The organism is Chromobacterium sp., from assembly GCF_041912965.1.
GTDB lineage: Bacteria > Pseudomonadota > Gammaproteobacteria > Burkholderiales > Chromobacteriaceae > Chromobacterium > Chromobacterium aquaticum.
On record NZ_JAYSGF010000001.1, the window covers coordinates 65198 to 78813 of the forward strand.

Genomic DNA, 13616 nt, shown 5'->3' on the forward strand with positions numbered 1-13616 from the left:
ATATGACTCAAACGGCAAGCGTCGCCGCGGCACCCGCGCGCAAACTGAACCGGAACGACTGCAAGACGCTGGGCCTGGCCTCGCTGGGCGGCGCGCTGGAATTCTACGATTTCATCATTTACGTGTTCTTCGCCCTGGTATTGGGCAAGCTGTTCTTCCCCCATGACATTCCAGGCTGGCTGCGCCAATTGCAGGTGTTCGGCATTTTCGCCGCCGGCTATCTGGCGCGGCCGCTGGGCGGCATCATCATGGCGCACTTCGGCGATCTGTTCGGCCGCAAGCGCATGTTCACGCTCAGCATCGTGCTGATGGCCTTGCCGACGCTGGCGATGGGCTTGCTGCCCACGTATCAGGACATCGGGGTGTGGGCGCCGGTCTTGTTGCTCTTGCTGCGCGTATTGCAGGGCGCGGCCATAGGCGGCGAAGTGCCCGGCGCCTGGGTGTTCGTCGCCGAGCACGCGCCGCCCAGCCGCACCGGCCTGGCGTGCGGCATCATCACCTCGGGGCTGACCATAGGCATTCTGTTCGGCTCCCTGATCGCGATGGCGATGAATCTGTTATTCACGCCGCAGCAGTTGGAAAGCGGCGCCTGGCGCATTCCCTTCCTGATCGGCGGCGTCTTCGGCCTGGTGGCGATGTATCTGCGCCGCTGGCTGCACGAGACCCCGGTGTTCAGCGAAATGCAGGCGCGCAAGGCCTTGTCCGCCGAGCTGCCGCTAAAGGCGGTGCTGCGCGGCCATCGCCTGGGCATGGCCGTGTCGATGGCGGCCACCGCGATGTTGTCGGTCACCATCGTGGTGGTGATTCTGATGACGCCCACCTTTTTGCAGAAGCAGTTCGGCGTGCCGCCGGTGGAGGCGCTGTTCGCCAACAGTCTGGCCATCGTCGCGCTGAGCGTGGGCTGCATCGTCGCCGGCCTGGCGGTGGACCGCTTCGGCGGCGGCCCGGTGTTCACCGCGGGCAGCCTGCTGCTGGGTGTCAGCAGCTGGTGTTTCTACCAGACCATGGGGCACGATGTGAGCTGGCTGCATCCGCTGTACACGCTGACCGGTTTCTTCGCCGGCATCGTCGGCGCGGTGCCTTTTCTGATGGTGCGCGCGTTTCCGGCGCCCATCCGCTTCAGCGGCCTGTCGTTTTCCTACAATGTGGCTTACGCGGTGGTGGGCGGCTTCACGCCGGTCTTGCTATCGCTGTGGATGGAGGTCAGCTCGCTGGCGCTGGCCGGCTATCTGATGATTTTCTGCCTGGTGGGGCTGGCGATGGGTTTGTTCCTGCTGGCCTGGGGGAATAGGCCGGGCTTGTCGCATCCAGTGCATTGAAGGGCGTGCAGCGCGCATAGAAAAACGGCGGCGTCGATAAAGACGCCGCCGTTTTGTCATGCCAGGGCGAGCCAGTTCAAGGTCTGGCGAACATTAGCGCGGCAGCTCGTTCCACTGCTTCAACAGCCGCTTGGCGGACACCGGGTATGGCGTTTTCAGTTCCTGGGCGAACAGGCTGACGCGCAGTTCCTCGATCTGCCAGCGGAAATCCAGCAAGGCCTGGGACGCGCCTTCGGCTTCATTGTCCTCGGCTACCCGGGTTTCCCATTTCTGCCATAGGTCGCGGATTTCCGCGCCGCGCTGGCCGTCGCGCTGCGGATTGGCCGGCTGCTTGTCCATGCGCAAGCCCATCGCGCGCATATAGCGCGGCAGGTGAGGCAGCTGGCTCCACGGCGTGGCGGCCAGGAAGCCCTTGTAAACCAGCTTGGCCAATTGCTGCTGCAGCTCGTAGCCCAGCTTGTGCTTCTGCATCTTGACGCTGAGCGGGCCGTATTCGGATGCCACCTGGCCCAGATACTGGGTCACCGCCTGGTTGACCGCCGGCAGCCGGGTGCGGGCGCGGGTTTTCTGGTCGTTGAAGGCTTTCTCATTGCGCGGCAGCGCGTCGTCGCCGATGAAGGCGCGGTCGCAGATGCAGGCGATGGCGTCGGCCAGCAATTCGTCGACATTGGCCACCGCGCGCAGCTGCAAGCCCAGCTGGGTCATGCCGGGCAGGCCCTTGGACAGCTGCTTCATCTGCTCCTTGAGCTGCAGCTGCAGCAGCCGGATCACGCCCTGGCGGTGATGGCGCTCGGCCATCAACTGGGTGTCGAACAGGCGGATCGCCACCTTGTCCTGCTCCAGCGTCAGCGCCGGATAGCCGGTCAGCTGCTGGCGGCCGCGGGCGAACTGTATGCTTTCCGGCAGTTCGCCAAAGTCCCAGCTGCTGACATCATCGCGCTCGAATTCCGCGCTGGTGTCGCGGAAAGTCAGCTGGGCGGCCTGGCCGAACTGCTTTTGCAGCGCCAGCAGGTCGCGGCCCAGGCCGATTTCCTGCTTGCCGTCGTCAATGACGCGGAAGTTGAACAGCAGATGGGCCGGCAGCTCCTGGGCGCGGAAGTCGTCGATGTCCACCTTGACGCCGCCGGTTTCGCGCAGGATGAAGCGCGCCAGCTGCGGCGCGATCGGCTGCTGTTGATCCGGATTGACGCTGAGGAAGCGGGTGACGAAGTCCGGCACCGGCACGCAGCAGCGGCGGATCTGCTTGGGCAGGCCCTTGATCAGCTGTTGCAGTTTCTCGCGCACCATGCCGGGCACCAGCCATTCGAAGGCGGCCGGCTGCAGGCGGTTGAGGATGGCCAGCGGCACGTCCAGGGTGACGCCGTCCAGCGGGTGGTTGGGTTCGAAGCGGTAGCGCAGCTTGAGGCGGCCGTCTTCCAGCTCCAGCCATTCCGGGAACTGGTTTTCGGTGACATGTTGCGCGGCGTGGCGCATCAGTTCTTCACGCGTCAGGTGCAGCAGCTTGGCTTCGGTCTTTTCCGCCTCCTTGCACCAGGCCTCGAAGCTGGCGGCGTCCACCACCTCGGCCGGAATTCGTTCGCTGTAGAAGGCGAACAGCGCCTCTTCGTCCACCAGCACGTCCTGACGCCGCGCCTTGTGCTCCAGCTGCTCCACTTCGCGTATCAATTGCTGATTGCGCTGGAAGAAGGGCGCGTTGCTGACATAGTCCATATTCACCAGCGCGCCGCGGATGAACAGCTCGCGCGCTTCTTCCGGCGCGATGCGGCCATAGCTGACCGGCCGGCGCGGCACCAGGGTCAGGCCGTACAGGGTGACGCGTTCGCTGGCCACCACTTCGCCACGGCTCTTTTCCCAGTGCGGGTCGAAGTAATGGTATTTGACTAGGTGCGGCGCCAGCTTTTCCACCCATTCCGGCTCGATCTTGGCCACGCAGCGGGCGTAGAGGCGGGTGGTTTCCACCAGTTCCGCCGCCACCAGCCATTTGGGCTTGGCTTTTTTCAGGCCGGAGCCGGGAAAAACGTGGAAGTTGACGCCGCGGGTGCCTTGGTAATCGTCGCCTTCCTGGTTTTTCATGCCCAGATTGCCGATCAGGCCGGTCACCAGCGCCTTGTGCAGGTTTTCATAAGCGACGGCGTCCAGCTGCTGGCGCTTTTTCTGCGTCATCTGCGCGTCCGGCTGCTCGGCGTCGGCGTGCGCCTGTTCGCGCTTGATCAGGCCCAGCTCGCCGGCGATGTCGGCCAGCTGCGCGTGCAGTTCGCGCCATTCGCGCAAGCGCAGATGGGACAGGAAGTGCTCGTGGCAGGTGTTGATCAGCAGACGGTTGGATTTCTTGTGCTTGAGCGCGTCGGAGAAGAAGTCCCACAGGTGCAGGAAGGACAGGAAGTCGGACTTCTCGTCGTTGAAGCGCGCCTGCGCGCGTTCGGCCGCCTCGCGCGCCTCGAACGGGCGTTCGCGCGGGTCCTGCACGCTGAGGGCGGCGGCGATGATCAGCACTTCGCGCACGCAGCCGAAGTCGCGGCCGGCCAGCAGCAGGCGGCCCACTTTCGGGTCCACCGGAATCCGCGCCAGCTCCTTGCCCACGTTGGTGAGTTCGCCCTTGTCGTCCACCGCGCCCAGTTCGGTCAGCACCTGGTAGCCATCGGCGATCAGCCGGCTGCTCGGCGCTTCCAGGAAGGGGAAGGCATCCACCTTGCCCAGCCGCAGCGCGGCCATGCGCAGGATGACCGCGGCCAGGTTGGAGCGGACGATTTCCGGATCGGTGAAGGCCGGGCGCTGGTTGAAGTCGTCCTCGCCGTACAGGCGCACGCAGATGCCGGCCTCGACGCGGCCGCAACGGCCGGCGCGCTGCCGCGCCGCCGCCTGGGAGATTTTCTCCACTTGCAGCTGTTCCACCTTGGCGCGCGGGCTGTAGCGGTTGATGCGCGCCTGGCCGGTGTCGATCACGTATTTGATGCCCGGCACCGTCAGCGAGGTTTCGGCCACATTGGTGGCCAGCACGATGCGGCGGCCGCCGGAAGGCTTGAAGATCTTCTGCTGGTCCTCGTTGGACAGCCGCGCGAACAAGGGCAGGATTTCGTAGCCGCGGATGCCGGACTTGCGCAGTTTTTCCGCGGTCTCGCGGATTTCGCGCTCGCCGGGCAGGAAGACCAGCATATCGCCCGGACCCTGGCGCGACAGCTCGTCGACGGCGTCGACGATGGCGCCTTCCATCTCAACTTCGCGCTCGTCTTCGTCGCGCTGCGCCAACGGGCGGTAACGCACTTCCACCGGATAAGTGCGGCCGGAGACTTCGATCACTGGCGCGCCGTCGAAATGGCGGGAGAAGCGGTCGGCATCTATGGTGGCCGAGGTGATGATCACCTTCAGGTCCGGCCGACGCGGCAGCAGCTGTTTCAGATAACCCAGCAGGAAGTCGATGTTGAGGCTGCGCTCATGCGCCTCGTCGATGATGATGGTGTCGTAGCTTTCCAGGTAACGGTCGGTCTGGGTTTCCGCCAGCATGATGCCGTCGGTCATCAGCTTGATCACCGATTTGTCCGACAGCTTGTCGGTGAAGCGCACTTTGAAGCCGACATGCTCGCCCAGCGTGGATTTCAGTTCCTGGGCGATGCGGCTGGCCACCGAGCGCGCGGCCAGGCGGCGCGGCTGGGTGTGGCCGATCAGGCCGTGCACGCCGCGGCCCAGTTCCAGGCAGATCTTGGGCAGCTGGGTGGTTTTGCCGGAGCCGGTTTCGCCGCAGATGATCACCACCTGGTGACGCTCGATCGCGGTCTTGATGTCGGCCAGTTTCTGGTTGACCGGCAGGGCGTCGTCAAAATCGGGCTTGGGCAGATGGGCGCGGCGCGCGGCCACCTTGGCGGCGGAGCGCTCGATCTGCGTCTGGATATCGGCCAGCTGCCTGTCCGCGGGCTGGTTTTTCTTCAGCCGCTCGGCGGCGTCGCTCAGTTTGCGGCGCAAGGCGTGGCGGTCGCGGATCAGGCAGGAGGGGAGGTCGGCCTTGAGTTGGGCCAGCAGCTGGGCAGCAGTCATCGGGAAAAGAACACTGGATTACAGGAAAGCGGTGATTATAACAGCTGCGTGGCGCTCCGGCAGGCCTGGATTGCCGGCCGGACGCCCGTGGAACGGCTTATTTGCGCTGGCGGTAGCGGCCCAGCTCCGCTTTCAGCCAGGCGGCGCTGGCCACTGGCTGCGCCGCGCCGCAACGCACTTGGTAGGCTTTGCCGCTGATGCTGCTCTGGGTGGCCGCGCGTTCGATGAAGCTTTCCGCGTTGCTGACCCAGTCTTTTTTCAGCAAATACTGGTATTTGTCGTTCAGATGATCGCGGGCCTCCTTGGAACCGTACCAGCTGCCGTTGCGGTTGAATTCACAGCCGGATTTGGCCAGATAGTCCAGCAGGTGATCGATTTCAGCTTTGGCGGCGGGGGTGGGCGCGGCGATGGCGGCGCCGGCGCTCAAACAAAAAACCAGCCAGATCGGCAGCTTCAGGGTCATGCATCGCTCCATTGCAATTGGAATGCGCTGACTATGCGCGATGGGGCTGGGCTTGTCCAACTTCTACGCCGCCTTTATGCTGTGCCGGTCTTCAGGGCGGGGTGAAACTCCCCACCGGCGGTATGCCGCGGCGAATGCCGGCGGCGAGCCCGCGAGCGCCGCGCAGCCGTTTCCATGATGCGCGGGTCAGCAGATTCGGTGAGAAGCCGAAGCCGACGGTGATAGTCCGGATGAGAGAAGACGCGCGCCAGGCTCTGAGAGCCTGGCGTGTCTTTGCGCGTCGGCATCGCCGCGCGTCGCCCTGGGGCGCTTTCCTTAGATTTTTTACGGAGCCTCCCCATGCAGCAAAACATCTACGACCATCCGATCTTTTTCTCCCAATACCAAGCCTTGCGCGACAGCGACACCGGGCTGAACGGCGTTTTGGAGCAGCCCGCCTTGCGCGGCGCGCTGCCGCCGCTGGCCGGCGCCGACGTGCTGGACCTGGGTTGCGGTTTCGGCGATTTCGCCCGCTGGGCGCGCGGCGAGGGCGCGGCCAGCGTCACCGCGGTGGACTTGTCCGAGCGCATGCTGGAACAGGCGCGAGCGCGCACCCAGGATTCAGCGATTCATTACCGGCGCGCGGCCATCGAGGACTATCAGCCGCCCGCCGACGCTTATGATCTGGCGGTGTCTTCGCTGGCGCTGCACTATGTGGCGAATTACGCTGCGGTGGCGGCGCGCGTGTTCGCCGCGCTGCGGCCAGGCGGCGTGTTCGCGCTGACGGTGGAGCATCCGATTTGCACCGCCAGCCCGCAGGGCTGGGCGCTGGACGCGGCGGGCGAGCCATCACACTGGACGCTGGACGCGTATTTCCAGCAAGACGCGCGCACAAGCCGCTGGTTCGTCGACGGCGTGATCAAGCAGCACCGCACGGTGGAAAGCTATGTGAAAGGCTTGTTGGACGCCGGCTTCCAACTGCTTCACCTGGGCGAGCCCGCGCCAGACCCGCAGACGCTGGCATATCGGGACGGTTTACGGCCGCACGCGCGCCGTCCGGCCTTGCTGCTGCTCGTCGCGCGAAAGCCTGCGCGCTAGCGCGGCCTTGCCGGGTCGGCGCGCAGAACCAAGCCGCGCCGACCTGGTCCAGCAATAATCGGGCAAGAATCAGGAGGAGGGCGATGAGAAGAGGGTGGGCTGCGGGGATTCTGATTCTGGTCTTATCGACGGCGTCCGCCATCGGCAAGACCCCGCCGGAACGGGCCGTCATCGAACCGGCCCACATCGTCGAGGCCATCAAGTTGCAACAGGAAGCGGACGCCGCCAAGGACAGGCCGCCGCAAAACGGCGAGCCGTGGTTCGCGGTTTTGGAGGGTTCTCGTCCCATCATCGTCACCGCGCCGCACGCCACTAGCCCGTTTCGCGACGGGCAATACCGTTTCTCCGACGGCGGCGGCACCGCGGCCTTGGCGGCGATGTTGCACCAACTGGCCGGCGCCACTGCGATCTACACCACCCGCGCCTCGCCGTCCGACCCCAATTACGAAGACGACAACGCCTTCAAACGCAAGCTGGCGGCTTTGATTGCCGACCAGCGCCCCTTGCTGGTGCTGGACTTGCACGGCAGTCATCCCTACCGGCCCTACGACGTGGATTTCGGCACCCTGAACGGAGCTTCGCTCCTGGGTAAGCCCTGGCTGCGACAGCGGCTGGAGCAGCGTTTGCGAGGGCAGGGCGTGCTCAATCTCTCCGACAACTACTTCGCCGCGTCCAAGCACCAGACCATCGCCAAATTCGCCTCGCGGCTGGGCGTGCCCGCCATTCAGCTGGAAATCAGCAGCACCTGGCTCACGCCCTCGGACGGGAGTCTGGCCGCGCATCGCTTCTCCCAGCTCTTGCAGGCGCTGGTGCGCTACGCGCGGGAGATAGAGAGCGAGGCGACCGCGCCTCAGGCCTGGCTGTCTTCGTCGCCGTAGTATTTGACGCCCAGGCGGATCACCGGACGGCCGCTGTCGCGGCGCTGGCGGTTGCTGTCGCGCAGGGAATAGGCGCAACCGCAGTACTCCTGTTGATAGAACTGTTCGCGCTTGCTGATTTCTATCATGCGCGCGGAGCCGCCGCCCTTGCGCCAGTTGTAGTCCCAATAGATCAGGCCGGGGTAGCGCGCGGCCGCGCGCGCGCCGCAGTCGTTGATCTGCTGCATGTTTTTCCAGCGCGAAATCCCCAGCGAGCTGGTGATGACGGGGAAGCCGTGCTCATGCGCGTACAGGGCGGTGCGCTCGAAACGCATGTCGAAGCACATGGTGCAGCGCACGCCGCGCTCCGGCTCATCCTCCATGCCCTTGGCGCGTGCGAACCAATTGTCGCGATCATAATCTGCATCGACGAAGGGAATGCCGAACTGCTCGGCGAAACGGATGTTCTCGTTCTTGCGCAGTTCGTACTCTTTCAGCGGATGGATGTTGGGGTTGTAGAAGAAGATGGTGAAGTCGATGCCCGTGGCTTGCATCGCCTCCATCACTTCTCCGGAGCAGGGCGCGCAACATGAGTGCAGCAAGACCTTGTCATGGCCGTCCGGCAGGGGCAGCGGCTGGCGCTCAAATGCTATGTTCATGGCGGTGGGTGGCGTCATATGAAAATTGCGAATTATGTTGCCGCGCCGCCGTGGAATCAAGGCGCGCCCGCCATCGCCCGCTCAAACGTCCTGCCATCCCGGCTGGGATGAGGGGGCTTTCGCTTCCGCGCGCACGATTTGGGGTGGCGCGCTAAGCACCAGCAAGGAAGCGTCATCCAGCATCGCCTCGTTCTGGCGGTGGCGCTGCAAGGCCTGCAGCACGCTATCGCCGATCCGATCCGGCCAGCCGGTTTCCACCGCCTTGACCACGCCGTCCAGGCCGAACATTTGCTCATTATCCGCCCGCGCCTCGGTAATGCCGTCGGAGCTGATCACCAGCCGGTGTCCGCTTCCCAGTCTGCCGCTTTCCAGCGATTTGTCGAACTGCCCGGCCTCCAGTATGCCCAGCGGCGGGTGCTCCGAGCGGAAGTGCTTGATCTTGCGTCCGGCGGCATCGAACATCAGCGCGCAGGGAATGCCGCCGTTCCAGACCTGCAGGCATTGGCTGTCGGCATCGATGGCGACGATGATGGCGGCGACGAAGCGGCCGAAGGGCAGCAGCCGGTGCAATTTGTCGTTGATGGCGGCGGCGATGTCGCTCAGCGGCGTTTGCGCTTGCGCCAGATCATAAAAACACTCCACCGCCGGAATCGCGCTAATCGCGGCGGTAAGTCCGTGGCCGGTGCAGTCGGCCAACATCAGATACTCGCGCTCGTCGGCGCGGGCGTAGCAAATCAGGTCGCCATTGAATTGCGAGGCGGGCCGCAGATGGCGCCAGACATGGGCGGGCAGTTCCAATTGCTGCCGGTTCAGGCGTTCCACCAGCTCCAGCGCATAGCTTTGTTCACGTTCGTTGCTGAGGAAGTAATGTTCCAGGCGCACCGCGTCCTGATTGATCTGCTGCTGCATCTTGGCGATGCGCAGGAAAACCTGGACCTTGGCCGCCAGCAGTTCCGGGCTGACCGGCTTGGTCAGATAATCGTCGCCGCCGGCCTTGAGCCCGTCGATCAAGTCTTGCTGCTGACTCAGGCCCGTCAGGAAAATGATGGGCACCCAGTGCTCGCCAAACAGCGCGCGCAACTCCACCGTGGCCTGCAAGCCATTCATCACCGGCATGATGATGTCCATCAGGATCAGGTCGTAGCGGGTTTCCCGGCAACGAGCCAGCGCTTCCTCGCCATTATTGGCGAGATCGCAGCAATAGCCCTGATCCTGGATCAGGGTGCTGACCGTCAGGCGATTGGTGGCGCTGTCGTCCACGAGCAGGATTTTCGGCGGGGGCATGCGGTTTTCCTGTGCGGCAGGGGTAAAGGCGTGATTTGCGCAAGCAGCCATGGGTGCAATTACATTGGCATCATGTTTGGGGTATAGCATATGCGGTCGCACAATGTCGCATTGCAAGGCAAAAGCGTACCGCCAGGCAGGACCGCGGCAAGATTGCCGCGGCTGTCAATTTCCGCTAAGCCACCCTGGCGGCGCATGCTAGTATGCGGGTTTTGGCGGCGCTCTGCGCCGGCCGTTCCTGCACAGAAAGTCCCAGACCCTGATCATGAAATTCGCAACCCATTCCATTGCGCTGGCGCTGAGCCTGGCGTTGATCAGCCCGGCCAGTCTGGCCGAACCCGAAGACATGCCGCTGCCGGGCGATGTACAGCTGGCCCCAGCCAGCAAGCCGGCGCGCAAGGCCGCCCCGGTCAAAACCATTCAGCCGGCCGAATCCGTCCGCGCCAGCAAACAAGCCAAACCGGCGCGCCAGGCCAAAAGCAAGGCCAAGGCAAAAACCGCCAAGCAGAGCAAAGGCCAGGCCAAGGCCATCAGCGCCAAGCAGGCGCGCCACGGCAAGGCAGCCAAGCCGGCTCACAAGCAGCAGCGTGCCGCCAAAGCCGCAAAGCGCGTGCCGCAGGCAAAAAAAAGCACGGTTAAAAAAACCAGCAAAAACAAAAAGGTAGTCAAGGGCGCTAAAAAGACGCATAAAAAAGCGTCCAAAAAGGCGCGTTGACGGCTTGCCAAAGCCATTGAGGCGCGACATAATACGCCTCTCTTCGCCGGTGTAGCTCAGTTGGTAGAGCACCTGACTTGTAATCAGGGGGTCGCGAGTTCGATTCCTGCCGCCGGCACCAATACCTGTAGTTAAATCAAGCACTTAGCGTTGATTTGGCGTAAAAATGGCGTAATGGCCATGAAAAAAGCCCAGCATGTAAAACATGGCTGGGCTTTTTTACGTACGTCCGGATTACAACCATAACGCATCCAGGGTCAGACTGCGATTTTCAATGGACCTCGACGCCGACCTGCACGTCCCTGGGGCACCGTGCCCCGATTCTTTCGGCACCACTCGACTACTTCATCAGCGAACCAGCGCTTGCAGCCTTCACGCGACCCAGTGGTTTGAATTGGGATAGGGAAATTGGGACGGCAAACGATTGATTTCCGAATGGTCTGCTCGCTCAGGTCCAGCCATTCTGCAATGTGAGAAAGGGACCACACCGTCGGCGCGGACTTCGTCTCAAGCGAAACCAAAATTGCATCCAGTCTGTGGAGGAGTTGGTCTTCCATAGTTGTCCTTCGTGCTGCACGTTATTGTTGTTGAGGCGGAAGAACGGGGCCGACAAACTCCCAGCCCTTCATCCCGTAGCGGATGCCTTCCAAGTTGCTGACATCGATCAGTGCCCACTTCATCGGCGGGCCGCAGCGTGCCCAATAGCGATTGCCGGGTTTCAACTGGTCAACGCTCAAAATGATTTGCTGTCGCAGCTGCGCGATGTAATGGGCAACAGCCGCAGCGTCCTGGCCCTCAGGCCAGCGAACGCTGCCGAGCGTCATCTGCAGCAGGGTTTGGATATCGCGCTCGTACTGCGCCGCGCGGGCGACGGCCGCCAACATTTCATCCTGGATTTCGCCGACCAGCTGCAGGTGATACGGAGTCATTGGGACTGACTCAGAAACGGCAGAGCGGATTGTTTGGAGGAGGGCGAGCCGGCTGCCATGAAAGCCGGAGCCTGACAGAGCGAGCCCATGCTCGCCGGCCAATTGGATTACTCGTCGGTCGGGGATCATCGTCACCTCAAAACTAAGGCCGCTCGGTGGCGGCCTGGAGGGTTATCGCGGTATCTTCGTTGTGGAAGTCGTCTTATTCAGCTGTTGTTTTTCAGCGTGGGCTCAGGTCGGTCAACTCGTGGAAGATGCTCTCCCATTCGATGCGTTCCGCGTTGATCTCAGTGCGCTGACCGACCCAATCCTCCACCGCCCGCCCTTTATCGATCATTTCGACAGGATCACGTGCCGCGTGCCAGGCTCCATGAGCGTAATCCGTCAGGCGCTGCAAATCCTCATCTAGTAGCGGCTGGACAGCCTGGTGCTGACGGTACAGCTCGGACAGATTGTCGTAGTTGGGGAGCATGTGAGGCTCCTAGATTTTCGGTCTGCAGGCCTCATGGATTTTTCCATGTCAGTCTTGTAGCTCGGGAAATTAATTTCTATTGACCGGGCTTTGTTGTTTCTTCAGTTGTACCGGCCTAGCACATGTATACCTGTTCTCATTTGTCATTTTTTGTGAGACAATTGCAATATTTTTAGTCGACTTATAGCGCGCAAAAAAAGGGGGTGGGTGATGAATTTCTTTTGGGTAAATATTGGCACCACAAATAAAGAGGTTCGTGAGGGGGAGTTTCTTTGGGCGCCAATAAGTACAATGGATGCTTATGGTAATGAGGTTTTTCCTAGGCATTGGTCTAACGTGGGTGATGTGAAGAAAGGTGATGTCATCTTTTGTTGCTTTAATCAACATATACACTACATTGCCGAAGCAAAAAAACATGCATACCGGTCCCCACGTCCAGTAAGTCGATCGTTTAAGGAGTGGGATCAAGAGGGGTTTAGAGTTGATGTCAATTTGAAAGAGCTTGAAGAGCCATTACATTACGATGCAGTGTCTCAATTCTTTTCGATAAAAGCCATGGATAAAGCATCTCCAACCCTTTTTACAAAGAAAAAAACACTTTCACAAATATATATGGCTAGCTTGTCACCTAGAGCTGGCTTGTACTTGCTCGAGGCAACTTCACAAACGGAAAATTTTCAAGACCTATTGGGGATTGATGAGCCGTCCAATAAAAAAATAAGCGAGACTACTCGTAAGGCACTCATGCAGGCACGTATTGGTCAAGGGAAGTTTCGTAAAGACTTGATTGGAATGTGGGGTGGGCGATGTGCACTAACTGGTGTCGAAAATCCAGATTTGCTCATTGCTTCCCATATAGTTCCATGGAGTCAATGTGGGAATGAAGCCCGGCTGGACCCGGAAAATGGTCTATTGTTAGCTGCGCACATAGATCGTTTGTTTGATAAAGGGTTGATTTCATTTGATGTCAATGGGCAGTTAATAATCAGCTCAAGGTTAAAAAGTTTGGAATGCAAGGTTTTTGGCCTCACGCAGGGAATGACGCTTAGAAAAAACTCTGAAAAAAAACAGCAGTATTTGGCGCTGCATAGGGCTAATTTTTTTAATCCATAAGTAAAGTGTTGCGTAATAACCTTTACAGATTTCCCAATAATATTTTTCTCCGAAAATATGTCTGTTGGGATAGAAGGGACGGACCTACGGGTTGATTGCTCTCACAGCCAGTATGGCTGGATCTGGGTATTGGTCCGTCGACCGAATGATTGGCTTTATCGGCGCCAACTGCCACCCATTGGGCACGACCGGAGTTCCGCACTAACTTCTGTGCCACTGTCTCCCGGCTGTCTCATCATCGGCCGTAGCTTCCAGCGAGGTGATCAGCTCGTCCTTCAGCTCGCTGATCACCGCGCGCGCGGCGGCGATCAGGTTCAGTTGCATTGTCACGCCTCCTTTGCCTACGTTTTGTGCCAGCCGATTTCCGCGGCGGCGCGAGTGACCGCGAGCATCAAGGCCTGCTCTGCTGTCTGTTCCCCATTGCAGAACCGCTCAGTCATCACTGCGATCGCAATTTGGTTATCTGCGCCAACTACTACGGTTACTACGCCAGCAGCTCGATCAACATCGACAAGCAGACCAAGCACGCAAATCAATCGCATCGCGTCTTCAAAGTTCTCGCGCGGATTGAATTCATCTCCGGTGCAGTGATCCGCCAGCCATTGGCGTTCGCCGCTCACTTCGTCCAGTCGCCCCAGATAGCCGGCGGCTTCGGCGGCCAGTTCGATCTGCTCGTATATGTCTGAAATTTCTGGCATG

General features: G+C 61.1%; 13 protein-coding genes, 1 tRNA gene and 1 riboswitch. Of the genes, 6 read left to right on the forward strand and 8 right to left on the reverse strand.

What is annotated here, in order from left to right:
* Positions 1–2 precede the first annotated feature (2 nt).
* Positions 3–1319 carry an MFS transporter gene (locus ACE3QM_RS00245; protein ID WP_374419332.1) on the forward strand — a complete coding sequence of 439 codons (1317 nt, stop codon included), beginning with the start codon at positions 3–5 and terminating at the stop codon, positions 1317–1319.
* A 93-nt stretch (positions 1320–1412) separates the two neighbouring features.
* On the opposite strand, the gene hrpA is transcribed toward ACE3QM_RS00245, so the two are convergent.
* Both hrpA and ACE3QM_RS00255 read right to left on the reverse strand, forming a co-directional pair.
* On the reverse strand, positions 1413–5348 hold the full coding sequence (gene hrpA, locus ACE3QM_RS00250) for an ATP-dependent RNA helicase HrpA (protein WP_374419333.1): 3936 nt from the start codon (positions 5346–5348) through the stop codon (positions 1413–1415).
* Between the two features lie 97 nt (positions 5349–5445).
* Positions 5446–5811, reverse strand: a complete 366-nt coding sequence (locus tag ACE3QM_RS00255) for a DUF5329 domain-containing protein (protein ID WP_374419335.1) — start codon at positions 5809–5811, stop codon at positions 5446–5448.
* A gap of 83 nt (positions 5812–5894) precedes the next feature.
* Positions 5895–6057: riboswitch (FMN riboswitch) on the forward strand.
* Positions 6058–6150: 93 nt separating this feature from the next.
* Between ACE3QM_RS00255 and ACE3QM_RS00260 the strand changes: the two genes are divergently transcribed.
* The gene (locus ACE3QM_RS00260; protein WP_374419337.1) at positions 6151–6888 is read left to right on the forward strand and encodes a class I SAM-dependent methyltransferase; all 738 of its coding nucleotides are present in this window, start codon (positions 6151–6153) and stop codon (positions 6886–6888) included.
* 83 nt (positions 6889–6971) lie between these two features.
* Complete coding sequence (locus tag ACE3QM_RS00265; protein WP_374419339.1) at positions 6972–7766, forward strand: hypothetical protein; 795 nt, start codon at positions 6972–6974, stop codon at positions 7764–7766.
* On the opposite strand, the gene ACE3QM_RS00270 is transcribed toward ACE3QM_RS00265, so the two are convergent.
* Positions 7739–8404: an epoxyqueuosine reductase QueH gene (locus ACE3QM_RS00270; RefSeq protein WP_231464063.1), complete on the reverse strand. Its 666-nt coding sequence runs from the start codon at positions 8402–8404 to the stop codon at positions 7739–7741. The two genes, ACE3QM_RS00265 and ACE3QM_RS00270, sit on opposite strands and share 28 nt — an antisense overlap.
* 81 nt (positions 8405–8485) lie before the next feature.
* Complete coding sequence (locus ACE3QM_RS00275; protein WP_048411714.1) at positions 8486–9688, reverse strand: SpoIIE family protein phosphatase; 1203 nt, start codon at positions 9686–9688, stop codon at positions 8486–8488.
* Positions 9689–9998: 310 nt separating this feature from the next.
* Between ACE3QM_RS00275 and ACE3QM_RS00280 the strand changes: the two genes are divergently transcribed.
* Positions 9999–10403 (forward strand): hypothetical protein, encoded by a 405-nt coding sequence (locus tag ACE3QM_RS00280; protein ID WP_374419342.1) that lies wholly within the window; start codon positions 9999–10001, stop codon positions 10401–10403.
* 45 nt (positions 10404–10448) lie between these two features.
* A tRNA-Thr gene (locus ACE3QM_RS00285) sits at positions 10449–10524 on the forward strand.
* Between the two features lie 457 nt (positions 10525–10981).
* Here the strand turns inward: ACE3QM_RS00285 and ACE3QM_RS00290 are convergent.
* A complete protein-coding gene (locus ACE3QM_RS00290; RefSeq protein WP_374419344.1) occupies positions 10982–11332 on the reverse strand; it encodes a hypothetical protein in 351 nt (116 codons plus the stop codon).
* A gap of 220 nt (positions 11333–11552) precedes the next feature.
* Positions 11553–11804 (reverse strand): hypothetical protein, encoded by a 252-nt coding sequence (locus tag ACE3QM_RS00295; protein WP_374419346.1) that lies wholly within the window; start codon positions 11802–11804, stop codon positions 11553–11555.
* Between the two features lie 210 nt (positions 11805–12014).
* Here ACE3QM_RS00295 and ACE3QM_RS00300 point away from each other — a divergent pair, with 210 nt between their 5' ends.
* Positions 12015–12917, forward strand: a complete 903-nt coding sequence (locus ACE3QM_RS00300; protein WP_374419348.1) for an HNH endonuclease — start codon at positions 12015–12017, stop codon at positions 12915–12917.
* Between the two features lie 201 nt (positions 12918–13118).
* Here the strand turns inward: ACE3QM_RS00300 and ACE3QM_RS00305 are convergent, their stop codons facing one another.
* Together ACE3QM_RS00305 and ACE3QM_RS00310 are read right to left on the reverse strand one after the other, a co-directional pair.
* Positions 13119–13241: a hypothetical protein gene (locus ACE3QM_RS00305; protein ID WP_374419350.1), complete on the reverse strand. Its 123-nt coding sequence runs from the start codon at positions 13239–13241 to the stop codon at positions 13119–13121.
* A gap of 17 nt (positions 13242–13258) precedes the next feature.
* Positions 13259–13615 (reverse strand): hypothetical protein, encoded by a 357-nt coding sequence (locus ACE3QM_RS00310; protein WP_374419352.1) that lies wholly within the window; start codon positions 13613–13615, stop codon positions 13259–13261.
* Between the last annotated feature and the right edge of the window lies 1 nt (position 13616).